Consider the following 23338-nt stretch of genomic DNA (forward strand, 5'->3'; position numbering starts at 1 on the left):
GGAATCCTTTGAATAAATAACATGAATTGCTTTTATGTGCGCGTCGCGGGACACTTCTGCAAAAGCGCCAAGCGCCAAGCGCCAAGCGCCAAGCGCCAAGCGCCAAGCGCCAAGCGCCAAGCGCCAAGCGCCAAGCGCCAAGCGCCAAGCGCCAAGCGCCAAGCGCCAAGCACCAAAAGACCGACCGGACACGCACAGGGCCCAGGCCCGGGAGAACGAGATGGCAGCCCAGACTCTCTACGACAAGCTGTGGTCGCAGCATCTGGTGAAGGAGCGCGACGACGGCACCGCGCTGATCTACATCGATCGCCAGCTGCTCCACGAAGTGACCTCGCCCCAGGCCTTCGAGGGCCTGCGCCTGGCAAACCGCCGCCCGTGGAGGATCGACGCCAACCTGGCGACGCCGGACCACAACGTCCCGACCACGCTCAAGGAGCGGGCCGAGGGCAACGCCGGCATCGAGGACCCGGTGTCGCTGATCCAGGTCCAGACCCTCGATGACAACTGCAACGAGTTCGGCATCGAGGAGTTCCGCATCAACGACCCGCGCCAGGGCATCGTGCACGTGGTCGGTCCGGAGCAGGGCGCGACCCTGCCCGGCATGACCGTGGTCTGCGGCGACTCCCACACCGCCACCCACGGCGCCTTCGCCGCGCTGGCCCACGGCATCGGCACCTCCGAGGTCGAGCACGTGCTGGCCACCCAGTGCCTGCTGGCCCAGAAGATGAAGAACATGCAGGTGCGCGTGGAAGGCGAGCTCGGCGTCGGCGTCACCGCCAAGGACGTGGTGCTGGCCATCATCGGCGAGATCGGCACCGCCGGCGGCACCGGCTACGCCATCGAGTTCGCCGGCAGCGCCATCCGCGAGCTGTCCATGGAAGGCCGCATGACGGTCTGCAACATGGCCATCGAGGCGGGCGCGCGGGTCGGCCTGATCGCCGTGGACGACACCACCATCGACTACCTCAGGGATCGCCACTACGCGCCCAGCGCCGAGCAGTGGGAGGCCGCGGTGGCCGACTGGCGTGGCCTGGTGTCCGACGAAGGCGCCGACTTTGACAAGGTGGTGACCCTGAACGCCGCGGACATCGAGCCGCAGGTCAGCTGGGGCACCAGCCCCGAGATGGTGACCGGCATCGGCGGTGAAGTGCCGGACCCGGCCGAGGCCGTCGACGATACCGCACGCACCGGCATCAGCCGCGCGCTCGAGTACATGGGGCTGGCGCCTAAGCAGAAGATCACCGACATCCGCCTGGACAAGGTGTTCATCGGCTCCTGCACCAACTCCCGCATCGAGGACCTGCGCGAGGCCGCCAAGGTGGCGCGCGGCAAGAAGGTCGCCGATTCCATCAAGCTGGCCATGGTGGTGCCGGGCTCGGGCCTGGTGAAGCAGCAGGCCGAGGCGGAAGGGCTCGACGCGATCTTCCGCGAGGCGGGCTTCGAGTGGCGCGAGCCGGGCTGCTCAATGTGCCTGGCGATGAACGCCGACAAGCTCGGTGCCGGCGAGCACTGCGCCTCGACCTCCAATCGCAACTTCGAGGGTCGCCAGGGCTACGGCGGGCGCACCCACCTGGTCAGCCCGGCCATGGCCGCCGCCGCCGCCATCGCCGGCCACTTCGTCGACGTTCGCGGGCTTGCCGCCAACGATGCCACCCAGCAGCAGGAGGCCTGAGCCATGCAGAAATTCGAACGTCTCCAGGGCCTGGTCGCGCCGCTGGATCGCGCCAACGTCGACACCGACCTGATCATTCCCAAGCAGTTCCTGAAGTCGATCCAGCGTACCGGCTTCGGCGTCAACCTGTTCGACGAGCTGCGCTACCTCGACGAGGGCCAGCCGGGGCAGGACTGCTCGCAGCGTCCGCTGAACCCCGACTTCGTGCTCAACCAGCCGCGCTACCAGGGCGCCAGCGTGCTGCTGGCGCGCCAGAACTTCGGCTGCGGCAGCTCCCGCGAGCACGCGCCCTGGGCGCTGGCCGACTTCGGCTTCCGGGTGGTGATCGCGCCGAGCTTCGCCGACATCTTCTACAACAACGCCTTCAAGAACGGCATCCTGCTGATCAAGCTCCCCGAGGCGCAGGTCGACCGGCTGTTCAACGAGACCGAGGCCGAGGAAGGCTATCGCCTCGACGTGGATCTCGAGGCCCAGCGCATCCTCACGCCGTCCGGCGAGGTCCTCGAGTTCGAGGTCGACGCCTTCCGCAAGCACTGCCTGCTCGAGGGGCTCGATGACATCGGCATCACCCTGCAGGACGAGGACGCCATCCGCGCCTTCGAGCAGAAGCATCGCGCCGCGCGTCCCTGGCTGTTCCGCGATGAGGCAGGCGCCTGACGTTTTACCCCGCATCAGTCGGGCGGCGGGGCTGATCCGGCGGCAGGCCTGCGAGAAGGCGCTGTGAACCCATCCATGGGCGCTACCGACGCCATCCCTGGCGTAGGACCTTCTCTGCGGCCTGCCCCCGGCGCCCCTTGGGCCGCCCGGCCCTGAGGACACAAGGAAGACACGATGACACGCAAGATTCTGGTTCTCCCGGGCGACGGCATCGGCCCGGAAATCACCGCTCAGGCCAGCCGCGTGCTGGCCGCCTGCCAGGCCCGCGGCCTCGACGTCGAGGTCGAGGAGGCGCCGGTCGGCGGCACCGCCTACGATCTCGAGGGCTCGCCGCTGCCCGAGAGCACCCTGGCCAAGGCCAGGGCCGCCGATGCCGTGCTGCTGGGCGCGGTGGGCGGCCCCAAGTGGGACAAGCTCGAGGACATCAGCAAGCGGCCCGAGAAGGGCCTGCTGGGCCTGCGCAAGGAGCTCGGCCTGTTCGGCAACCTGCGCCCGGCGCTGCTCTACCCGCAGCTGGCGGAGGCCTCCAGCCTCAAGCCCGAGCTGGTATCCGGTCTCGACATCATGATCGTGCGCGAGCTCACCGGCGGCATCTACTTCGGCCAGCCGCGCGGCATCGAGGAGCGCGATGGCCAGCGGGTCGGTTACAACACCTACGTCTACTCCGAGGCCGAGATCGAACGCATCGGTCGCGTCGCCTTCGAGATGGCCCAGAAGCGGGGCAAGAAGCTGTGCTCCGTCGACAAGGCCAACGTGCTCGAGGTCACCATGCTGTGGCGCGAGGTCATGGAGCGGCTGGCGCCGGAATACCCGGACGTCGAGCTGTCGCACATGTACGTCGACAACGCCGCCATGCAGCTGGTCCGCGCGCCCAAGCAGTTCGACGTGGTGGTCACCGGCAACATGTTCGGCGACATCCTCTCCGATGCCGCCGCCATGCTCACCGGCTCCATCGGCATGCTGCCCTCGGCCTCGCTGAACGAATCCGGTCAGGGCATGTACGAGCCCTGTCACGGCAGTGCCCCGGACATCGCCGGTCAGGGCCTGGCCAATCCGTTGGCCACCATCCTCTCGGTGGCGATGATGCTGCGCTACTCGCTGGGCGAGGCCGAGCTGGCCGAGCGCATCGAGGCCGCCGTGGGCAAGGTGCTCGACGATGGCCTGCGCACCGCCGATATCGCGGCCGAGGGCGCGCCCCGCGTTTCCACCCGCGAGATGGGTGACGCCGTGCTGGCGGCCTTCGAGGCGCTCTGATCGCCCGAGGAGTGGCGTGTCGGCGAGGCGCTCGAGGCGATGAAAGTGACAGGAAGCGTGCGTTTTCCTGTCATTTCGTGTCGCGATCGCGACAACCGGGCGCTCGCTGTTAGGCCACGCTTTTTTCTGTAGACTAACGGGTTCAATTCTTTCTGGAGGACTTCACATGTTGAAAGTCGGTTTCGTCGGATGGCGGGGCATGGTGGGTTCCGTGCTCATGCAGCGGATGGTGGAAGATGGAGACTTCAACGGCATCGAGCCGATCTTCTTCACCACCTCCCAGGTTGGCCAGGCCGGTCCCGACGTCGGCGTTGAGGTGCCTCCGCTGAAGGACGCCTTCGACCTCGAGGCGCTCAAGGCGCTCGACGTGGTCATCACCTGCCAGGGCGGCGACTACACCAAGAAGGTCTACGAGGACCTGCGCAACGGCGGCTGGAAGGGCTACTGGATCGACGCCGCCAGCACCCTGCGCATGGCCGACGACGCCACCATCGTGCTGGACCCGGTCAACCGCAAGGTGATCGACGAGCAGCTGGCCCGCGGCGCCAGGACCTTCGTCGGCGGCAACTGCACCGTCAGCCTGATGCTGATGGGCCTGGGTGGCCTGTTCGAGGCCAACATGGTCGAGTGGATGACCTCCATGACCTACCAGGCGGCCTCCGGCTCCGGCGCCAAGCACATGCGCGAGCTGCTCAATCAAATGGGCGGCCTGCGCGACAGCGTGGCCGACGAGCTCGCCGATCCCTCCAGCGCCATCCTCGACATCGATCGCAAGGTCACCGCGGCCATGCGCTCCGGCGAGTTCCCGACCGATCACTTCGGCGCGCCGCTGGCCGGCAGCCTGCTGCCGTGGATCGACTCCAAGCTCGACAACGGCCAGAGTCGCGAGGAGTGGAAGGGCAACGTCGAGACCAACAAGATCCTCGGCCTGCAGGACAACCCGGTGCCGATCGACGGTCTCTGCGTACGCATCGGCGCCATGCGCTCGCACAGCCAGGCGTTCACCATCAAGCTGCGCCAGGACGTGCCGCTCGACGAGATCGAGGAGCGCATCGCGACCCACAACGACTGGGTCAAGCTGATCCCCAACGACAAGGATGCCAGCATCGACGGCCTGACCCCGGCCGCCGCCACCGGCACCCTGACCGTGCCGGTCGGCCGCCTGCGCAAGCTGGCCATGGGCGGCGAATACCTGTCCGCCTTCAGCGTCGGCGACCAGCTGCTGTGGGGCGCGGCCGAACCGCTCAAGCGCATGCTCAAGATCCTGCGCGAGCAGTAAGGGGCATTCCCGGTTTCCTGATCGCGCTTGTGACGGAATCGTGGATTTCCTTCCGCTTCATGTGGGCGGACCTGGCGGGGCGTCTCCTTCGGGAGGCGCCCCGCCTGTCGTTGGGGCGGGCTCGCCCTGGCGCAGGTCAATGGGTTACGTTGAAAGTGCGAGATACGGGCGCGGGTGGCCGAGAGCCGCCAACGAGCCGAAAGTGTTAGACCAGTAAGTCAGATATCGTATTGACTGCTCCAGGTCGGCGCCGCGCACCGCGCCCGACCGGGCGGCGCAAGGGGATCCATGAAACGCACGCTATCGCTCACCACACTGCTGCCGCTTTCCCTGGTCAGCCCGCTGGCGCTGGCGCTGGGGCTCGGCAGCGCCGAGGTCGGCTCGACGCTCAACGCGCCGCTGCGCGCCACCCTTCCGCTGACCGACACCGCCGGTCTGGAAGTCGGACTGCTCAACGCCTCGCTGGCCGACGCCGACGCCTATCGTGACGCGGGACTGATCCGCACGCCGCTGGTGGCCAGCGTCGACCTGGCGGTCCGGCGTCGCCAGGGGCGGCTGGTGCTGGAGCTCTCCAGCGAGCGTGCCGTGCGCGAGCCCTGGGTCGATCTGCTACTGCGCTTCGACTGGCCGGGCGGCCGCCAGCTGCGCGAGGTGACACTGCTGCTCGACCCGCCCGACTATGCCGCCATGCCGGCGCTGGTCGAGGGCAGCGGGTCGGTGGGCCTGGCCACGACGACGTCCTCGACATCGCCGGCGTCGGCGGCGCCCGCGCGGGGCGTGTCCTCCGGCGGTGCCGGCGATCCGGCCCGGGTGCGCAGCGGCGATACCCTGTGGACGGTGGCCGGCCGGCTGCGGCCCGACAGCGGCATCGGCATGAATCAGATGATGCTGGCGCTGGTCGAGGCCAATCCCGAGGTCTTCCCCAGCGGCAACATCAACGAGATGCGTGCCGGCTTCACCCTGACCGTGCCCTCCCGAGAGGCCATCGCCGCGCGTTCGCCGGCAAGATCGGCCGAGCTGGCGCAGGCCATGAGCAGCGCCTGGGCCAGTCGCGGTGGCGGGGCGCCGGCACCGGTGCCGCTGGGGCCCGCCGAGCCGGCCATGGCCGAGAGGGAAACGTCCGGCCTCGAGACGCCTGGGGGCGAGATGCGCGGGGGCGAGATGCGTGAGACGATCGCCGACGAGACCGCAACTCCCGAGTCGCCACGCGAGGCCTCGCGCGACGAGGCGCCGCGCCTGACCCTGCTGACCGACGAGGAGATCGCCGCCGGCCTGGGGGACGACGGCGTAGATACCGATGGTGCCGGGGACGCGGCGAGCGTAGACGGCGGCGAGGTCGGCAGCGCGGAGACAAGGATGCCCCCGGCGTCTCTCGACGCCGCCGAGCGGATCGCCCCCGAGGTCCTGGCGGCCATCACCGGTCGCGGTGGGCTGACCGACGACGAACGCCTGCTGCGCCTGGAACAGCGCTTCCAGGAGGGCCGTTCGGCCCTGGTCGAGGTGCAGGCCGAGCGCGACGCGCTGGAGGATGAGGTCGGCGGGCTGCGCGAGGAGCTGGATGCGTTGCGCGACCGGGTCGCCGCCCTGGCGGCCGGCGGCGCCGGCGTCGATGCGTCGGGGGGCGGCGGCGTGGTGCCGGCCGAGGGCGCCGGCGATGCGGGCCCGTCGCGTCCCTGGTGGGGCGCGCTCTACCAGGGAGCGGTCGAGCGGCCGCTGGTGCTGGGCGGTGCGGCGATCGCGCTGTTGCTGGCGCTGTGGGCGCTGGTGCGTCGGCGTCGCGAGGAAGCGGGCGCGCCGACTCGCCCGGCGGCCGCCTTCGGCGAGAACCGGGTCATGCGCCCGGCGGCCGGAGGCGACGCCGCGGGCGCGTCCGGACGCTCGGTGCGCGCGGCCATGCCGGAGGCTGAGGCGATCAGCGAAGCCGATATCTTCATCGCCTACGGCCGCTACGACCAGGCCCGCGAGCTGCTGGAGGCGAGCGTCGCCCGCGATCCGGGGCGCGAGGACCTGCGTCTTAAACTGATGCGGGTGCAGCTGGAGCAGGGCGATCGCGTCGCCGCCGAGGCCCAGGCCGAGCGGCTGCGCCATGCCGATGACGCGGTGGTCCGCGGCGAGGTGGCCCGGCTGATGGGGCGCCCCGCCGAGGAGCCGGAGGACGCGCCGGCCACCGCCGAGCGTGCGGTCTTCGGCGCGGCCGATGAGCGCCAGCCGCGTCACTTCGGCGAGGCAGGCCACCCGCGCGGGCCCGAACGGACGGGCCCGGCCTCGGGCTCGTCCGATCTGTCGCGCTATCGTCCTCCGGTCACCGAGCCCAGCTCCGATGCGGCATCGTCCGCCGATCCCGGCCGGCAGCCGCACGAGGCATCGGCCGAGCCGACGAGCGGGACGGGGCGGGCGAGTGGGCCCGACGTCGACCCTGAGGCGTCGGTCTCGCAGCCGGCGCGAGAGCCTGAGCCGGAGATGCCCCAGGTGGCCACCCGGACGAAGGATAACGGCACTCGGGTCATCGATTATCGGCCGCCGCCGCTGGAGCCGGCCGCGCCCCGTGAGGAAACGCCGCGTCAGCCGGAGATCGCGTTCACGCCGGAGGAGGACATCGATCGCGGTGCCCGCGGTGATCGTGATCAGGCGGCCTGGGACGTCGAGGAGGTGGCGTTCCCGCCGCTGCCCGAGGATAATGACGGCCCCGACGACGCGGCGCCTGCGACCGCCATCCTGGACGAGGCACGCCACCTGATCGAGGTCGGCGAGGCTCGCGAGGCGCGCGTCATGCTGGAGCGCTTCCTCGAGGCGTCCGATGACGCCGCCGCCCGGCAAGAGGCCCGCGACCTGCTCGACCGCCATCAGCCATGAAGAACGCATGACCTTCTTTCATCGTCTCGACGACAAGCAACCCCTCCGCGGCCGGCTGGCCATGGCCGTGGAATACGACGGCACCGGCTACTGCGGCTGGCAGCGCCTCAAGCACAGCGCCTCGGTGCAGGCCTCCCTGGAAAAGGCGATGTCCCGCGTGGCCGCCGCGCCGGTCTCGGTGATGTGCAGTGGCCGCACCGACTCCGGCGTGCACGCCACCCGCCAGGTGATTCACTTCGACCCGCCTTCGCCGCGTTCGGAGAAGGCCTGGGTGTTCGGCACCAATGCCAACCTGCCCCGTGACATCGCGGTGCGCTGGGTCAAGCCGGTGGCCGACGACTTTCATGCCCGCTTCTCGGCGCTGGCGCGGCGCTATCGCTACGTGATCCTCAATCGCACCAGCCCGCCGGTGCTCGAGCGCCACAACGTGACCTGGTGCCGCGATCCGCTCGACGCCGAGGCGATGCATCGCGCCGCCCAGGCGCTGGTCGGCGAGAACGACTTCTCCACTTTCCGCGCCGCCGGCTGTCAGTCGATAACGCCCTGGCGGCACCTGCACTTCATCGAGGTCAATCGCTACGGCCCGCTGGTGGTCATCGACGTGCAGGGCAACGCCTTCCTGCATCACATGATCCGCAACATCGCCGGGGCGCTGATGTCGGTGGGGCGCGGCGCCCAGGACGAGGGCCATATCGCCCGGCTGCTGACCCTGCGTGATCGCACCCTGGGCGACGTCACTGCGCCGGCCCACGGCCTGCACTTCGTCGACTGCCTCTTCGACGAGAGCTGGGGGCTGCCCGACGAGCCGCTCGGTCCCAATCTGCTGGCCTTCCTCGGCGAGTGGAGCGGCGAGCGGGCGGTGCCCGATTCGCCCATGGCCGCCTACCGGCGCGACCGCTCCCGGGCGGCCAACGCCGCGGCGGCGCTGGCGGCGGAGGAGGGCGACGATGCTTGAGCATGGCGCGGCCCTCGGCCGTACCCGCATCAAGTTCTGCGGCCTGACCCGCGCCGAGGACGTCGATGCCGCGGTGGCGGCCGGCGCCGATGCCCTGGGCTTCGTGCTGTGGACCGGCAGCAAGCGGGCGGTGGATCTCGAGCGCCTGGCCGCGCTGGCCGCTCGGGTGCCGGCCTTCGTCACCCGGGTCGGGCTGTTCGTCGATCCCGACGCGGCGCTGGTGGCCCAGGCCGCCGAGCATCTGGACCTGCTGCAGTTCCACGGCGAGGAGACGCCGGCGTTCTGCGCGGCCGCCCCCCGGCCCTGGATCAAGGCGCTGCGTATGCGCGACGGTCTGGATCTCCACGCCGCCGCCCGCGACTACGCCGGCGCCCGGGCGCTGCTGCTCGACGCCTACCGCCCCGGCGTGCCCGGCGGCACCGGCGAGACCTTCGACTGGTCGCGCATCCCCGCGCGCCTGGCGAAACCTGTTATTCTCGCCGGAGGCCTGACGCCGGCCAACGTGGCCGAGGCCATCGCCGCGGTGCACCCCCTGGCGGTGGATGTGTCAGGCGGCATCGAGACCGCGCCCGGCATCAAGGGCGGCGCGGCAATGGCCGAGTTTCTCCGTGCGGTCAGATGCGCCGATGCCTGACCCTCGCTGTCGAAGCGGCGTCCCGTCCATTCCCTACTGGCGACCCTGTGAGGTGTCCTTGTGAGCAAGTTCAGCGACCTGACCCGGCTGCCGGATGCCCGCGGCCACTTCGGCCCCTACGGCGGCCGATTCGTCTCGGAGACTCTGAGCTTCGCCCTGGAGGATCTGGAGAAGACCTACGCGCAGCTGCGCGACGATCCGGAGTTCCAGGCCGAGTTCGACCATGACCTGTCCCACTACGTCGGTCGGCCATCGCCGCTCTATCACGCCGAGCGATGGTCGCAGCGTCTCGGTGGCGCCCAGATCTGGCTCAAGCGCGAGGACCTGAATCACACCGGCGCCCACAAGGTGAACAACACCATCGGCCAGGCGCTGCTGGCGAAGAAGAGCGGCAAGCCGCGGGTGATCGCCGAGACCGGCGCCGGTCAGCACGGCGTGGCCACCGCCACCGTGGCGGCGCGTCTGGGGCTCGAGTGCGAGGTCTACATGGGCGCCGAGGACGTCGAGCGCCAGAAGCTCAACGTCTACCGCATGCGCCTGCTCGGCGCCAAGGTGATTCCGGTGGAGTCCGGCACCCGCACCCTCAAGGACGCCATGAACGAGGCGCTGCGCGACTGGGTGACCAACGTCGACAACACCTTCTACATCATCGGCACCGTGGCCGGGCCGCATCCCTATCCGATGCTGGTGCGCGACTTCAACGCCGTGGTCGGCCGCGAGGCCCGCCGCCAGTCGGTGGAGGAGTTCGGTCGCCTGCCCGATGCGCTGATCGCCTGCGTGGGCGGCGGCTCCAACGCCATGGGGCTGTTCTATCCCTTCGTCGAGGACGACGGGGTCGCCATGGTCGGCGTCGAGGCCGGCGGCGATGGCGTGGCCACCGGGCGTCATGCCGCGCCGCTGGCCTCCGGCGCGCCGCGCGGCGTGCTGCACGGCAATCGCACCTACCTGATGTCCGATGAGGGCGGTCAGGTCAGCGACACCCATTCGATCTCCGCCGGGCTCGACTATCCGGGCGTGGGGCCCGAGCATGCGCTTTGGAAGGACGTGGGCCGGGTCAACTACGTGGCGGCGGACGACGACGCCGTGCTCGAGGCCTTCCGCGAGCTGACCCACGTCGAGGGCATCATGCCGGCGCTGGAGTCGGCCCATGCGCTGGCTCATGCCAGGGTGCTGGCGCCGCAGATGCGGCCCGACCAGCATATCGTGGTCAACCTCTCCGGACGCGGCGACAAGGATATCCTGACGGTCGCCAAGCTCGACGGCATCGAACTCTAGGGGACACCGATGAATCGTATCGACCAACGCTTCGCCGCGCTGAAGGAAGAGGGCCGCCGCGCGCTGATTCCCTACATCACCGCCGGCGACCCCGCCCCCGAGCACACCGTGGGCTTCATGCACGCCCTCGTGCGGGCCGGCGCCGACGTCATCGAGCTGGGTGTGCCGTTCTCCGACCCCATGGCCGATGGCCCGGTGATCCAGAAGGCCTGCGAGCGGGCCCTGGTGCACGGCGTGCGCCTGACCGACCTGATCGAGATGGTGCGCGAGTTCCGTCGCGGCGACGCCGAGACCCCGGTGGTGCTGATGGGCTATCTCAACCCGGTCGAGCGGATGGGCCTCGAGGCCTTCGCCGACGCCGCGCGGGACGCCGGCATCGACGGCGTGCTGCTGGTCGACATGCCGCCGGAGGAGGCCGATCTGATGGGGCCGGCGCTCAAGGCGCGCGGTCTGGCCTCGATCTTCCTGGTCGCCCCTACCACTTCCCGGGCCCGGGCCGCTACAATATGCGCCCATGGCGAAGGCTATCTCTACTATGTCTCGCTCAAGGGCGTCACGGGCGGTGCCAGCGTCGATGCCGCCGACGTTGCCGAGCACCTGGCGCCGCTGCGCGAAATGACCGAGCTGCCGCTGTGCGTCGGCTTCGGTATCCGCGACGGGGCCTCGGCCGCCGAGGTCGGCCGCGTGGCCGACGGGGTGATCGTCGGCAGTGCGCTGGTCTCGCGCATCGCCGAGCATGCCGAGCGGCCCGAGGCGATTCCCGCCGAGCTGGAAGCCGTGCTGGGCGAGATGCGCCAGGCCCTGGACGCCTGACAGACCCCGAACACCGATTCGTCAGTCGCCCCCTCAAGATGGGGCGACCGCAAAAAATGGAAGCGTTTCTGACATGAGCTGGCTAGACAAGATCGTGCCCTCGGTGGGCCGCATTCAGCGCAAGGACCGCCGTTCGACCGTACCGGATGGTCTGTGGCGCAAGTGTCCCAAGTGCGATGGGGTGCTGTACCTGCCTGAACTCGAAAAGCATCACCACGTCTGTCCCAAGTGCGAGCATCACCTGCGTCTCACGGCACGCAAGCGTCTCGACTGGTTCCTCGACAAGGAGGGCCGCGAGGAGCTGTCCGCCGAGCTCGAGCCGGTCGACCGCCTCAAGTTCCGTGATTCCAAGAAGTACAAGGACCGCCTGACCGCGGCCCAGAAGGCCACCGGCGAGAAGGACGCCCTGATCGCCATGCGCGGCCAGCTGGACGGCCTGCCGGTGGTGGCGGTGGCCTTCGAGTTCACCTTCATGGGCGGCTCCATGGGCGCCGTGGTGGGCGAGAAGTTCGTGCGCGCCGCCGAGCAGGCCCTGGAAGACGGCGTGCCGCTGGTGTGCTTCGGCGCCTCGGGCGGTGCGCGCATGCAGGAGGCGCTGTTCTCGCTGATGCAGATGGCCAAGACCTCCGCCGCGCTGGAGAAGCTCAAGCAGGCCGGCGTGCCCTACATTTCGGTGCTGACCGACCCGGTCTTCGGCGGCGTTTCCGCGTCGCTGGCGATGCTCGGTGACCTCAACGTCGCCGAGCCCAACGCCCTGATCGGCTTCGCCGGCCCGCGGGTCATCGAGCAGACCGTGCGCGAGAAGCTGCCGGAAGGCTTCCAGCGCAGCGAGTTCCTGCTCGAGCACGGCACCGTGGACATGATCGTCCACCGCCACGAGATGCGTGAGCGCCTCGGCGGCGTGCTGCGCAAGCTGACCCACCAGCCGACCAACGGCCCGGCCGACGCGCCCGAGGACGCCGAGCCGGATCTGGTCGACGCCGCTCAGCAGGCCGAGGACGTCCCGTTCGAGCCGGCGGCGGACGACGGCGCCGAACCGCGTCAGGACGCCGAGCGTTGATCGCCACATGAACGACGCTCGTTCCGCTTCCCTCGAGGACTGGCTGGCGCGGCTGGAGGCGGCGCACCCGGTGAGCATCGACCTCGGCCTCGAGCGAGTGGCCGAGGTCGCCCGGCGCATGGGGCTGCTCGATGGGCCCATCGCCGGGCGCGTGATCACCGTGGCCGGCACCAACGGCAAGGGCTCCACCGTGGCCATGCTGGAGTCGCTGGCCCGGGCACACGGGATCGGCACGGCCACCTACACCTCGCCCCATCTGCTGCGCTACAACGAGCGCCTGCGCCTCGACGGCGTTGAGGCCGGCGATGCCGAGCTGGTGGCGGGCTTCGAGGCCGTCGAGGCCGCGCGTCTCGACGGCGAGCCGATCAGCCTGACCTACTTCGAGGCCGGTACCCTGGGCGCGCTGCACGCCATCCGCGAGCGTGCGCCCGAGCTCGCCATCCTCGAGGTCGGCCTCGGCGGCCGCCTGGATGCGGTCAACGTGCTCGACGCCGACGTGGCGGTGGTGACCACCATCGCCCGCGACCATGCCGCCTATCTGGGTGACGACCTCGAGGTCATCGGCCGCGAGAAGGCCGGTATCTTGCGCGCGGGCCGCCCCGCGGTGCTGGGCAGCCAGGCACTTCCGCAAAGCGTGGCCGCCACCGCCGAGGCGCTGGGCGCCGAGGTGCATGCCCTGGGCACGGCATTCACGCGTGCCGCATGCCGGCGCGAGACCCTCGGCCGAGAAGCGGGCGAGGGCGGCTGGACCTGGCAGGGGCATGATGCCGCGGGCGCCGAGGCGCGCCTCGAGGCGCTGCCCGATCCGGGCCTGCCGCTGGACAACGCCGCCACCGCGCTGCAGGCCTTCGCGCTGGGCGGCTGGGCGTTGCAGCCCGAGGCCTGCCGGCGAGCCCTGGCCGGCGTCGAGCTGCCCGGGCGCATGCAGTGGCGCGGCCAGTGGTGCCTGGACGTCGGTCACAATCCCCATGCCGCGACCTACCTGGCCGAACGCCTGGCCGAGCGGCCCTGCGAGGGGCGCACCGTCGCCCTGCTGGGCATGCTCGCCGACAAGGACGCCGAGGGCGTGATCGGCGCCCTGGCGCCGGCGATCGACGCCTGGCTGCCGGTGAGCCTGGCGGGCGATCGGGCGCGCAGCGCCGAGGCGCTGGCCGAGACCCTCGAGGCGCTCGGCCAGCCGGTGTGGCACCGGGCCGACTCCCCGGCGGTCGGCGTGGCCTGGCTGAGCGAGCGGCTGAGCCCGGCGGACCGAGTCCTGGTCTGTGGCTCCTTCTTCACCGTGGCCGATGTACTGGCGGCCTGGGCCGAGCCGGCGCAGGCTGCCGCGGAGGCCGGCAGCGAGGGAACGAGATGAAGTACGGATGGCGAGAGCGGATCAGCGGTGCGCTGATCCTGTTGGCCCTGGCGGTGATCTTCCTGCCGCTGCTGTTCGATGATCCGGCGCCGCGGGAAGATCGCCCGCAGCCGACCATGAGCATCGAGCAGCCGATCGAGGTGCCGCACCGCGAGCCGGAGGCGCCCGAGCCTCCGGACGAGCTGTCGTCCAGCGACCCGGCGTCGGCGGGCGATGACGTCCTCTCGGTCGAGGCGGGACAGGCGTCGGTCGATGCCTCGTCCTCCGACGGCGCGTCGACCGACCAGGACACGGCGCAGGAGCGTCCGGCCGAGGTCGAGGCGACGGCCAGTTCCGATGATGCCGCGGCGTCGTCCGAGGCCGATGCGCCCGCCTCGGACCCCATCGCCGATCTGGCCCGCGCCGCCGATGAGCGCATGGCGGCCGCCGACGCGCCGACCCGTGAGGCGGTCTCCGGCGGCGAGTGGGCGGTGCAGGTGGGCAGCTTCGGCGAGCCGGCCAACGCCGAGCGCCTCGAGACACGCCTCGAGGATCAGGGCTTTCCCGCCTATCGGCGTCCGCGCAACAACGATCTGACCACCGTATACGTCGGGCCCTATGCCAGCAGCGAGGTCGCCGAGCAGGCGATGACCGAGCTCAAGGCCGACCTCAATCTTCAGGGCCTGCTGGTGGAGACGGAATAAGGTCATGACCCTGACCTGGCTGGATTGGCTGTTCGTGGCGGTGCTCGCCGTCACCGGTATCGCCGGGCTGGTGCGCGGCCTGGTCCGCGAGGCCCTGGGCCTGGCGGCCTGGGTGGTGGCGCTGCTGGCGGCGCGCTGGCTCGCCGCGCCCCTGGCCGCCCAGCTCGATGGCCTGATCGACAGCCCCGACGGGCGTCTGATCCTGGCCTTCGTGCTGGTGGTGCTGGGCGTGATCCTGGCCTGCGGGGTGATCATCCGCCTGATTCAGGCCGCCGTGGAGTGGGTCGGCATGGGCCTGCTCAACCGCGTGGCCGGTGCCGCCTTCGGCCTGGCCAAGGGCGGCGCCATCCTGGTGGTGGCGACCCTGCTGATCGGCCTGACCCCCTTGCAACAACTCGAGGCCTGGCAGCAGGCCAGCCTGCGGCCTCCTTTCCAGCAGCTGAAGGACTGGGCGATCGGCCGCCTGGCCGCCTGGGAAGGGCGGCTGCCGGTATCCCCCGAATCCCTCGGCGATCCCGCCTCGCTGATGCCATCGCAGGCACCGGACGAGCGGATCGCTACCCCCCGACATGATTGATCGAGGCGGCCGCAGTGCCGCCCAACCAAGGCAAGCGAGGTAAGGTGTAATGTGCGGTATCGTGGGCCTGATGGCCAAGCAGGCGGTGAACCAGGGGATCTACGATGCCCTGACGGTGCTCCAGCACCGAGGCCAGGATGCCGCCGGCATGATGACCTGGAACGACGGTCGCTTCCTGCTGCGCAAGAGCAACGGTCTGGTGCGCGACGTCTTCCACACCCGCCACATGGCACGTCTCCAGGGTAACCTGGGCATCGGCCACGTGCGCTATCCCACGGCCGGCTCCTCCAGTGAGGCGGAATCCCAGCCGTTCTACGTCAACTCGCCGTACGGCATCTCGCTGGCCCACAACGGCAACCTGACCAACGCCGACCAGCTCAAGCAGGAGCTGTTCTCCTCCGACCTGCGCCACATCAACACCAGCTCCGACTCCGAGGTGCTGCTCAACGTCTTCGCCCACGAGCTGGGCAAGCAGGGGCCGCACCTGGCGCCGGGCGACATCTTCGACGCCGTGCGTCGCGTGCATCGTCGCTGCCTGGGCGGCTACGCCGCGGTGGCCATCATCAACGGCGTGGGCATGGTGGCCTTCCGTGACCCGCACGGCATCCGCCCGGTGGTGTTCGGCAGCCGCGACGAGGGCGAGGGCCAGGAAGTGATGATCGCCTCCGAGTCGGTGGCGCTGGACGTGGGTGGCTTCAAGCTGCATCGCGACCTGGCCCCGGGCGAGGCGATCTTCGTCAGCATGGACGGCGAGATCCACACCCAGCAGTGCGCCGACGCACCGCGTCTGACCTCCTGCATCTTCGAGCACGTCTATCTGGCGCGCCCGGATACCCTGCTTGACGGCGCCTATGTCTACGGCACCCGCATGGCGATGGGCCGCAAGCTCGCCGATCGCATCAAGCACGAGTGGCCGGATCATGACATCGACGTGGTGATCCCGATTCCCGACACCTCGCGGACCTCGGCCCTGGAGCTGGCTCAGCACCTGGGCGTGACCTACCGCGAAGGCTTCATGAAGAACCGCTACATTGGGCGGACCTTCATCATGCCGGGGCAGACCCAGCGCAAGAAGTCGGTGCGCCAGAAGCTCAATGCCATCGACATCGAGTTCGAGGGCAAGAACGTGCTGCTGGTCGACGATTCCATCGTGCGTGGCACCACCTGCAACCAGATCATCCAGATGGCCCGGGAAGCCGGCGCGAAGAACGTGTATTTCGCCTCCGCGGCGCCGCCCGTGCGCTATCCCAACGTCTACGGCATCGACATGCCGGCGGCCAGCGAGCTGATCGCTCACGGCCGCACCGAGGACGAGGTGGGCGAGCTGATCGGCGCCGACCGCATGATCTACCAGGACCTCGAGGACCTGAAGACGGCCTGTCGCGAGATCAACCCGGCGCTGGACGAGTTCGACTGCTCGGTGTTCGATGGCCGCTATCCCACCGGCGACATCGATGACGCCTATCTGGCCGCCCTGGAAGCCAGCCGCAACGACGACGCCAAGTCCGAGCAGAGCGCCGGCGACCACGCGCTGGTGGGCATGCACAATCAGGAAGACGACACCGACTGACAGGGAGGCGCCATGCACGACGACACCATTCCCGAGCAGGACTGGGGGCTCGATACCCTGGCGATCCGCTCCGGGCACCACCGTACCGCCGAGCAGGAGCACGGCGAGCCGATCTTTCCGACCTCGAGCTTCGTCTACGGTAGCGCCGCCGAAGCGGCGCGCAAGTTCGGCGGCCAGGAGCCGGGCAACGTCTACTCGCGGTTCACCAACCCGTCGGTGCAGACCTTCGAGCGCCGCCTCGCCGCCCTGGAGGGCGGCGAGCGCTGCGTGGCGACCAGCTCCGGCATGTCGGCGATCCTGTCCACGGCGCTGGCGCTGCTGCAGGCCGGCGACGAGATCGTCGCCTCGCGCTCGCTGTTCGGCTCCACGGTCAGCCTGTTCGACAAGTACCTGGGCAAGTTCGGCATCACCACCCGCTACGTCGAGCTCTCCGACCTGGCGGCCTGGGAGGCGGCGATCACGCCGGCGACCAGGCTGCTGTTCGCCGAGACGCCGTCCAATCCGCTGTCCGAGGTGGGCGACATCCCGGCACTGGCCGAGATCGCCCATCGCCACGGTGCCTGGCTGGCGATCGACAACTGCTTCCTGACCCCGGCGCTGCAGACGCCTATCGCGCTGGGGGCGGATCTGGTGATCCACTCCGCCACCAAGTACCTGGACGGCCAGGGGCGTGCCGTTGGCGGCGCGGTGGTCGGCCCCGACGCGCTGCTGCAGGAAGTCTACGGCGTGGTGCGTACCTGCGGGCCCTGCATGAGCCCGTTCAACGCCTGGATCTTCACCAAGGGCCTGGAGACCCTGGGGCTGCGCATGAAGGCCCACTGCGCCAACGCGCTTAGTCTGGCCGAGTGGCTCGAGGCCCATCCGGCGGTGGAGCGGGTGTATTACAGCGGGCTGGCCGGTCATCCGCAGCATGAGCTGGCCGCGCGTCAGCAGAAGGCGTTCGGCGCGGTGCTCGGCGTCGAGGTGAAGGGCGGCCGGGAAGGCGCCTGGTCGGTGATCGATGCCACCGAGATGCTGTCGATCACCGGCAACCTGGGCGACGTCAAGACCACCATCACCCATCCCGGCACCACCACCCACGGTCGCCTCTCCGACGACCAGAAGGCCGCCGCCGGCATTCGCGAGGGCCTGATCCGCATTGCGGTGGGCCTCGAGGACATCGCCGACATCCAGGCCGACCTGGCTCGCGGCCTCGACACCCTCGTCTAGGCCGATGCCAAGGCGTTCGCATGCCGTTCAAGCGGGCGGCATGCGGAATTTCCGCACGAAGCATTCATCTTTTTTCAGCGGATTCCCCCGTCGCGTTCGGGTAGTCTGGTGCCTTGTGATCCGCGTTCGGGAGCGCTCATGTGGCGTAATACCTCTTCTGGCTGGGGACTGACCAGCATCCTGCTGCACTGGCTGAGTGCGCTGGCCTTCGTCGGGCTGTTCGTGCTCGGCTGGTGGATGACCGGTCTCGGTTACTACGACGACTGGTATCATCTGGCGCCCTGGTGGCATCGTTCCGTGGGCGTGTTGGTCTTCGCCGTGACCCTGGGCCGGCTGGCGTGGCGGGTGCTGCAGCCGACGCCGGCGCTGCCTGGCTCGCGCCTGGAGCGCCTGGCCGCTCACCTCGGCCATGCCGGGCTCTACGCGCTGATGCTGCTGGTGCTGGTCAGCGGCTATCTGATCTCCACCGCGGAGGGGGCCGGCATCGACGTCTTCGGCCTCTTCGAGGTGCCGGCGCTAATCAGCGGGCTGCCCCGCCAGGCCAGCGTCGCCGGCAGCGTCCACTGGTATGCGGCGCTGGCGCTGATGCTGCTCGCCGGTGGCCATGGCCTCGCCGCGTTCAAGCATCACTGGGTGGATCGTCACGACACCCTGCTGCGCATGCTCTCGCCCCGTTACACCCGGGCTCGCCGCCGCGGCGGGCCCGCTTCCCACTGACCCATCGAGTCACGCAAGGAGTTAGCGATGTACAAGAAGACCGCAATGACCGCCGCCCTGGCCGCCGCGTCCCTGGTGCCGCTCGCCCAGGCACAGGCCGCCGACTACGCCATCGACACCGACGGCCAGCACGCCTTCGTGCAGTTCAAGATCAGCCACCTGGGCTTTTCCTACATCCTGGGCAGCTTCGAGGAGTTCGACGGCGGCTTCAGCTACGATCCCGAGAATCCGGGGGCGTCTTCTGCCCATCTGGACGTGGAAGTCGACAGCCTGACCACCAATCATGCCGAGCGCGACAAGCACATCCTGAGCGACGATTTCCTCGACGTGGCCGAGTACCCGACCGCGAGCTTTGCCTCCACCGGCTTCGAGCCCACCGGAGACGGAGAGGGGGTGCTGACCGGCGACCTGACCCTGCACGGCGAGACGCAGACCATCGAGATGCCGGTCACCCTGCTGGGCGAGGGCGACGATCCCTGGGGCAACTATCGTGCGGGCTTCGAGGGCTCCACCACCCTGACACTCTCCGACTATGGCATCGACATGTCGCAGTTCCCGGAGTCGATGCACGAGCTCGAGCTGTACGTGACCTTCGAGGGCATTCGCCAGTAAACTTCCGGCGGCGCCTGTGCGACACATCCCGGCCCATGGCCGGGATGTGTCGTTTTGGGCTGTAATCGGCAGGATCCGGAACCCGGAGGCTTGGGGAATTGGCAGGATGAAAAAGGCGCGTGGTCATCATCGCCAGTGGCGGGCTCGCGTAATCTGGGGGCTGGGTCTTCTGTCCTGGCTGTTGGCCGCGCTAGTGTTGTGGCACGGCCAGTGGTGGGCGGGGACGGCCCTGATCGTGGTCATCGGCTGTTGTATCGTCTCCGCGGCGTGCGCGCTGCCGGGTGGCCGCCGCCCCGCGGTCGACGAGCTGACCCGACGCCAGGCCCGGTGTGGCGACGATCGCTTCCGCGCCTTGCTGGAAGGGCTCACCGGTGCCGCCGTCCAGGGCTACGACCGGCATCGACGGGTGGTATTCTGGAACGAGGCCAGCACGCGACTCTACGGCTACCGGTATGAGGAGGCCTGGGGGCACAAGCTCGAGGAGCTGATCATCCCTTTGCCCATGAGGGAGGCGGTCATCCGTCGTCACCAGGCCTGGGTGGATCACGGCATTCCCATCCCCGCGGAGCGGTTGCGGCTTCAGGGTCGAAGCGGCCAGCCCGTCGATGTCTACTCCTATCACGTCATGTTCGACAGCGATACCGATTCGCCGGTGATGTTCTGCGTGGACGTGGGGCTCGATGTGCCGCGATGATCACTTTGCCTCGGCTGGGATATCCTGGGCGTGGATAACGTCTATGCTGAGGGTGGCCGTCTGATACTTTTGAATGACAAATGTTCCTTCTTCGTCAGGCGGTCGGGTCCCAACGACACGGAGTTTCCATGGGCGGACGGCACGTCAAACGCATTCGTGATCGATGGCTCCGGTGGTGCAGCACGGTCGGGGCATGGCCTGCCTCCGGGAAACATGATCGCGAGGACCTGAAGGCGATCCAGCGCCTTCACCAGGACAGCGAGCAGCGATTTCGCGTGTTGCTGGAGAGCCTGCCGCGCGTGGCAGTGCAGGGCTACGACCGGCAGCGTCGGGTCATCTACTGGAACGAGGCCAGTGCCCGGCTCTACGGCTATCCGACCGAGGTAGCCATGGGACGCCTGCTCGAGGATCTGATCATTCCCGATCCCATGCGTCAGCCTGTCGTCGAGGCCCACCGGGCGTGGGTCGAGCAGGGCCAGGCAATTCCCGCCGATGAGCTCGAGCTGCGCCACCGCAGCGGCGAGCCGGTGCCGGTGTTCTCCCACCACGTGATGCTCGGCGAGCATACCGACAACCCGCTGATGTTCTGTGTCGATATCGATCTGTCCGACCAGAAGCGGGCCCATCGCGATCTGGCCTTCGCCACCCGCTTCGATCAGTTGACGCACCTGCCCAATCGCCAGGCCTTCGAGGCCGACCTGGACGAGCGGCTCGACCGCTGCCGGCGCCAGGGACGGTCGCTGACCGTGCTCTACCTGGATATCGACCGTTTCGCCGAGATCAATGACGCCTTCGGCTATGCCCAGGGCGACCAGATCCTGATCGAGCTGACCCGCCGCCTGCGCCATCGCCAGCGGTCCGGGGACCTGATGTCGCGGGTCTCCGGCGACGAGTTCGTGATGGCCTTTCCCGGCGTGGGGGATGCCGAGGCGCGGCGCACGGTGGTCGAGAGCGTCCGCTCGGTGTTCGACCGGCCCTTCGAGGTGGATGGCATCGCGCGCGCGGTCACCGCCAGCCTCGGGCTCAGCGTCTTCCCCGATCACGGTCGGGTGGCCCGGGAGCTGATTCGCAACGCCGACGTGGCCAAGAATCGCGCCAAGCTGGACGGGCAGGGTTCCCTACAGGGCTTCCAGCAGCATTACCACGACGCGCTGGTGCGTCAGCACCGGCTCGCCGAGCGGCTGGAGCACGCCATCGCCAATCGCGAGCTCAGCCTGCACTATCAGCCCCAGGTGTCGGCGGTGAGCGGTCGGATCGAGAACCTCGAGGCGCTGCTGCGCTGGGAGCCGACCGACGGCGAGGCAGTCTCGCCCGCCGAGTTCATCCCCCTAGCCGAGCGCTCGGGGCTGATCGAGCGGCTCGGCGACTGGGTGGTCGAGGAGGCCTGTCGCCAGCAGGCGGCCTGGCGTGCGGTGGGGGTCGAGGCGCTGCGCATCGACATCAACCTGTCGGGGCGCCAGGTGCGCGCGCCGGAGACGCTCGAACGCCTGGAGGCCTGCGTGGCGCGCCACGGACTCGAGCCGCAGGACATCGGCATCGAGCTGACCGAGAACGTGCTGATCGAGGCCAACGAGGACGTGCTGACGCGCCTGCGTCGCCTCTATCGCCGTGGGGTGCGCATCGCCATCGACGACTTCGGCACCGGCTATTCGTCGCTCAGCTACCTCAAGCTGTTTCCGCTCACCACGCTCAAGATTGACCGCTCCTTCGTGCGCGATGCGCCGCGGCAGCCGGAGGACCGCGCCATCATGGAGGCCGCGGTCTTCATCGGTCATCGGCTGGGGCTGGAGGTGGTGGCCGAGGGCGTCGAGACCGCCGAACAGCTGGCCCTGGTGCGCGAGATGCGCTGCGATCTGGTGCAGGGCTACTATTACCATCGACCGCTGCCGGTGGCCGAGGTGCAGCGGCTGCTGCTCGCCCAGCTCGAGCACGCCCCCTGAGACGGGCCGCGACTTCGCGTAGAATGGACCGCCCTCGACGATTCTCGCGGAGTCTTTGTGTTGCGAAACGACGCTACCACTTCCTCGCTGGGCGTGACGCTGTGGCGTCAGACCTGGCCCATGGCCATCGGCGTGCTGTCCCTGCTGGGCTTCCAGCTGATCGACAGCGCCTTCGTCGCCCGGCTGGGCACGGCGCCGCTGGCCGCCCAGTCCTTCACCCTGCCGCTGTCCTTCCTGATCATCGGCGTCCAGGTGGGGATGGGGATCGCCATCGCCGCGCTGATCTCCCGGGCCCTGGGGGCGGGGGAGGCGTCGCGAGCCCGTCGCCTGAGCAGCCTGGTGCTGCTGGTGGGGGCGCTGGTCATCGCGCTGCTGGCCGTAGGGCTGTGGCTGGCCCAGGTGTCGATCTTCCGGCGTCTGGGCGCCGCCCCCGATTCGCTGGCGTTGATCCGCGCCTACTGGGGCCCCCAGCTGCTGTCCGCCTGGGTGGGGGCGGTGCTCTATTTCGGCTACAGCCTGTTCCGGGCCCACGGCAACACGCGCTTGCCCGGCTCGCTGATGGTGATCACCAGCCTGGCCAACCTGGCGCTCGATCCGCTGCTGATCTTCGGCGTCGGCGACTGGCAGGGGCTGGGGCTGCCGGGGGCGGCCTGGGCCACGGTGCTGGCCATGCTGGTAGGGCTCGGCGTGATGGGCATGCGTCTGGCCGGCACCGAGTGGCTGGCCACCCGCGGGCTGTGGGAGGAGGCCGGTCGGTCGCTGCGGCCCTTCCTCGGCATCGCCGGGCCGGCCATGATCAGCCAGCTGATGCCGCCGCTGGCCGCCATGCTGGCGATCTCGGTGGTGGCTCGGCTCGGCGAGTCCCAGGTGGCGGCCTGGGGCCTGGCCAGCCGCCTGGAGACCCTGTCGCTGATGGCCGTGCTGGCGATGACCATGTCGCTGCCGCCCTGGCTGGGGCGCTGCTACGGCGCCGGCGACTGGCCGCAGGTGAATCGCCTGATGCGTCTGGCATTGAAGGTGGCGGTGCTCTGGCAGCTGGGACTGGGGCTGGCGCTGGCGCTGGCCGCGCCCTGGGTGGCCGCGGCCCTGGCCGGCTCCGCCGAGGTGAGCGATGACCTAACCATACTGCTGCACTGGCTGCCGCCGAGCTATGCCGCGCTAGGGGTCTGCATGCTGGTGGTCTCCGCCGGCAATGCGCTGGGCTGGCCGCTGCGGGCGATGATGATGTCCGCCGCCCGGCTGTTCGCCTTCTACCTGCCGTGCCTGGGGCTGGGTGCCTGGCTGGGCGGCCTGCCGGGCCTGGCACTGGGGGCGGCGCTGGGCAATCTGCTGGCCGGCCTGGCGGCCTGGGGGCTGTTGCGGCGTACCCTCGCCAGCCCGCGGCGCCAGCCAGTCGGGGGTGGGTAGTGTTTTTTTCTGTTTCTCTTGGTTTTTGTTTATTGAAAGCCCAGAAAGTGATGATTATTTGAAGGTTGTGACAATCCTTGAAGTGAATAACAGAAAAATCATCTAACTTTGCTCTCCTATACT

20 protein-coding genes are annotated in these 23338 nt (G+C 69.4%); all 20 read left to right on the top strand.

Going from position 1 to position 23338, the window contains the following annotated elements:
* Nucleotides 1–220 precede the first annotated feature (220 nt).
* The 20 genes from leuC to ACGTNF_RS02240 all read left to right on the top strand — a co-directional run bounded on the left by leuC (nt 221) and on the right by ACGTNF_RS02240 (nt 23215).
* Nucleotides 221–1672: a 3-isopropylmalate dehydratase large subunit gene (gene leuC, locus ACGTNF_RS02145; RefSeq protein WP_394600243.1), complete on the top strand. Its 1452-nt coding sequence runs from the start codon at nt 221–223 to the stop codon at nt 1670–1672.
* A 3-nt stretch (nt 1673–1675) separates the two neighbouring features.
* Entirely contained in the window at nt 1676–2329 is a 654-nt protein-coding gene (leuD, locus tag ACGTNF_RS02150; protein ID WP_394600244.1) for a 3-isopropylmalate dehydratase small subunit, read from the top strand.
* 174 nt (nt 2330–2503) lie between these two features.
* Nucleotides 2504–3583, top strand: a complete 1080-nt coding sequence (gene leuB, locus ACGTNF_RS02155) for a 3-isopropylmalate dehydrogenase (RefSeq protein WP_152478707.1) — start codon at nt 2504–2506, stop codon at nt 3581–3583.
* Nucleotides 3584–3749: 166 nt separating this feature from the next.
* Entirely contained in the window at nt 3750–4862 is a 1113-nt protein-coding gene (gene asd, locus ACGTNF_RS02160; protein WP_394600245.1) for an aspartate-semialdehyde dehydrogenase, read from the top strand.
* A 288-nt stretch (nt 4863–5150) separates the two neighbouring features.
* Nucleotides 5151–7715, top strand: a complete 2565-nt coding sequence (locus tag ACGTNF_RS02165; RefSeq protein ID WP_394600246.1) for a FimV/HubP family polar landmark protein — start codon at nt 5151–5153, stop codon at nt 7713–7715.
* 7 nt (nt 7716–7722) lie between these two features.
* Nucleotides 7723–8670 (top strand): tRNA pseudouridine(38-40) synthase TruA, encoded by a 948-nt coding sequence (gene truA, locus ACGTNF_RS02170; protein WP_394600248.1) that lies wholly within the window; start codon nt 7723–7725, stop codon nt 8668–8670.
* Entirely contained in the window at nt 8663–9304 is a 642-nt protein-coding gene (locus tag ACGTNF_RS02175; protein WP_394600249.1) for a phosphoribosylanthranilate isomerase, read from the top strand. The genes truA and ACGTNF_RS02175 overlap by 8 nt, the downstream gene beginning before the upstream one ends.
* Nucleotides 9305–9364: 60 nt before the next feature.
* Nucleotides 9365–10579 (top strand): tryptophan synthase subunit beta, encoded by a 1215-nt coding sequence (gene trpB, locus ACGTNF_RS02180; protein WP_394600251.1) that lies wholly within the window; start codon nt 9365–9367, stop codon nt 10577–10579.
* 9 nt (nt 10580–10588) lie between these two features.
* On the top strand, nt 10589–11392 hold the full coding sequence (gene trpA / locus ACGTNF_RS02185) for a tryptophan synthase subunit alpha (protein WP_394600253.1): 804 nt from the start codon (nt 10589–10591) through the stop codon (nt 11390–11392).
* Between the two features lie 73 nt (nt 11393–11465).
* Nucleotides 11466–12452 (top strand): acetyl-CoA carboxylase, carboxyltransferase subunit beta, encoded by a 987-nt coding sequence (gene accD, locus ACGTNF_RS02190; RefSeq protein ID WP_394600254.1) that lies wholly within the window; start codon nt 11466–11468, stop codon nt 12450–12452.
* A gap of 7 nt (nt 12453–12459) precedes the next feature.
* The gene (gene folC, locus ACGTNF_RS02195; protein ID WP_394600255.1) at nt 12460–13806 is read left to right on the top strand and encodes a bifunctional tetrahydrofolate synthase/dihydrofolate synthase; all 1347 of its coding nucleotides are present in this window, start codon (nt 12460–12462) and stop codon (nt 13804–13806) included.
* Nucleotides 13803–14489 (top strand): SPOR domain-containing protein, encoded by a 687-nt coding sequence (locus tag ACGTNF_RS02200; RefSeq protein WP_394600256.1) that lies wholly within the window; start codon nt 13803–13805, stop codon nt 14487–14489. The genes folC and ACGTNF_RS02200 overlap by 4 nt, the downstream gene beginning before the upstream one ends.
* A gap of 4 nt (nt 14490–14493) precedes the next feature.
* Entirely contained in the window at nt 14494–15066 is a 573-nt protein-coding gene (locus ACGTNF_RS02205) for a CvpA family protein (protein WP_016854621.1), read from the top strand.
* Between the two features lie 49 nt (nt 15067–15115).
* Nucleotides 15116–16636: an amidophosphoribosyltransferase gene (gene purF, locus ACGTNF_RS02210; RefSeq protein WP_394600257.1), complete on the top strand. Its 1521-nt coding sequence runs from the start codon at nt 15116–15118 to the stop codon at nt 16634–16636.
* 12 nt (nt 16637–16648) lie between these two features.
* Entirely contained in the window at nt 16649–17845 is a 1197-nt protein-coding gene (locus ACGTNF_RS02215) for an O-succinylhomoserine sulfhydrylase (RefSeq protein WP_394600258.1), read from the top strand.
* A gap of 138 nt (nt 17846–17983) precedes the next feature.
* On the top strand, nt 17984–18562 hold the full coding sequence (locus tag ACGTNF_RS02220) for a cytochrome b (protein ID WP_394600259.1): 579 nt from the start codon (nt 17984–17986) through the stop codon (nt 18560–18562).
* A 27-nt stretch (nt 18563–18589) separates the two neighbouring features.
* Nucleotides 18590–19174, top strand: coding sequence for a YceI family protein (locus ACGTNF_RS02225; protein ID WP_394600261.1), 585 nt, complete (start codon nt 18590–18592; stop codon nt 19172–19174).
* A 106-nt stretch (nt 19175–19280) separates the two neighbouring features.
* Nucleotides 19281–19868, top strand: coding sequence for a PAS domain S-box protein (locus ACGTNF_RS02230; RefSeq protein ID WP_394600263.1), 588 nt, complete (start codon nt 19281–19283; stop codon nt 19866–19868).
* Between the two features lie 128 nt (nt 19869–19996).
* A complete protein-coding gene (locus tag ACGTNF_RS02235; protein ID WP_394600265.1) occupies nt 19997–21808 on the top strand; it encodes a putative bifunctional diguanylate cyclase/phosphodiesterase in 1812 nt (603 codons plus the stop codon).
* Nucleotides 21809–21928: 120 nt separating this feature from the next.
* Nucleotides 21929–23215 (top strand): MATE family efflux transporter, encoded by a 1287-nt coding sequence (locus ACGTNF_RS02240; RefSeq protein ID WP_394600535.1) that lies wholly within the window; start codon nt 21929–21931, stop codon nt 23213–23215.
* The last annotated feature ends 123 nt before the right edge of the window (nt 23216–23338 follow it).

Source organism: Halomonas sp. B23F22_10, assembly GCF_043496975.1.
GTDB classification, from domain to species: Bacteria; Pseudomonadota; Gammaproteobacteria; order Pseudomonadales; family Halomonadaceae; genus Halomonas; species Halomonas smyrnensis.

Excerpts from the sequence above, each read along its gene's own strand:
- leuC (WP_394600243.1), top strand. The coding sequence starts at position 221 with ATGGCAGCCCAGACTCTCTACGACAAGCTGTGGTCGCAGCATCTGGTG.
- ACGTNF_RS02165 (WP_394600246.1), top strand. The coding sequence starts at position 5,151 with ATGAAACGCACGCTATCGCTCACCACACTGCTGCCGCTTTCCCTGGTC.
- ACGTNF_RS02230 (WP_394600263.1), top strand. The coding sequence starts at position 19,281 with ATGAAAAAGGCGCGTGGTCATCATCGCCAGTGGCGGGCTCGCGTAATC.
- ACGTNF_RS02200 (WP_394600256.1), top strand. The coding sequence starts at position 13,803 with ATGAAGTACGGATGGCGAGAGCGGATCAGCGGTGCGCTGATCCTGTTG.
- leuD (WP_394600244.1), top strand. The coding sequence starts at position 1,676 with ATGCAGAAATTCGAACGTCTCCAGGGCCTGGTCGCGCCGCTGGATCGC.
- leuB (WP_152478707.1), top strand. The coding sequence starts at position 2,504 with ATGACACGCAAGATTCTGGTTCTCCCGGGCGACGGCATCGGCCCGGAA.
- ACGTNF_RS02220 (WP_394600259.1), top strand. The coding sequence starts at position 17,984 with ATGTGGCGTAATACCTCTTCTGGCTGGGGACTGACCAGCATCCTGCTG.
- truA (WP_394600248.1), top strand. The coding sequence starts at position 7,723 with ATGACCTTCTTTCATCGTCTCGACGACAAGCAACCCCTCCGCGGCCGG.
- trpA (WP_394600253.1), top strand. The coding sequence starts at position 10,589 with ATGAATCGTATCGACCAACGCTTCGCCGCGCTGAAGGAAGAGGGCCGC.
- purF (WP_394600257.1), top strand. The coding sequence starts at position 15,116 with ATGTGCGGTATCGTGGGCCTGATGGCCAAGCAGGCGGTGAACCAGGGG.
- ACGTNF_RS02215 (WP_394600258.1), top strand. The coding sequence starts at position 16,649 with ATGCACGACGACACCATTCCCGAGCAGGACTGGGGGCTCGATACCCTG.
- ACGTNF_RS02175 (WP_394600249.1), top strand. The coding sequence starts at position 8,663 with ATGCTTGAGCATGGCGCGGCCCTCGGCCGTACCCGCATCAAGTTCTGC.
- ACGTNF_RS02235 (WP_394600265.1), top strand. The coding sequence starts at position 19,997 with ATGGGCGGACGGCACGTCAAACGCATTCGTGATCGATGGCTCCGGTGG.
- ACGTNF_RS02240 (WP_394600535.1), top strand. The coding sequence starts at position 21,929 with ATGGCCATCGGCGTGCTGTCCCTGCTGGGCTTCCAGCTGATCGACAGC.
- ACGTNF_RS02205 (WP_016854621.1), top strand. The coding sequence starts at position 14,494 with ATGACCCTGACCTGGCTGGATTGGCTGTTCGTGGCGGTGCTCGCCGTC.
- ACGTNF_RS02225 (WP_394600261.1), top strand. The coding sequence starts at position 18,590 with ATGTACAAGAAGACCGCAATGACCGCCGCCCTGGCCGCCGCGTCCCTG.
- folC (WP_394600255.1), top strand. The coding sequence starts at position 12,460 with ATGAACGACGCTCGTTCCGCTTCCCTCGAGGACTGGCTGGCGCGGCTG.
- accD (WP_394600254.1), top strand. The coding sequence starts at position 11,466 with ATGAGCTGGCTAGACAAGATCGTGCCCTCGGTGGGCCGCATTCAGCGC.
- asd (WP_394600245.1), top strand. The coding sequence starts at position 3,750 with ATGTTGAAAGTCGGTTTCGTCGGATGGCGGGGCATGGTGGGTTCCGTG.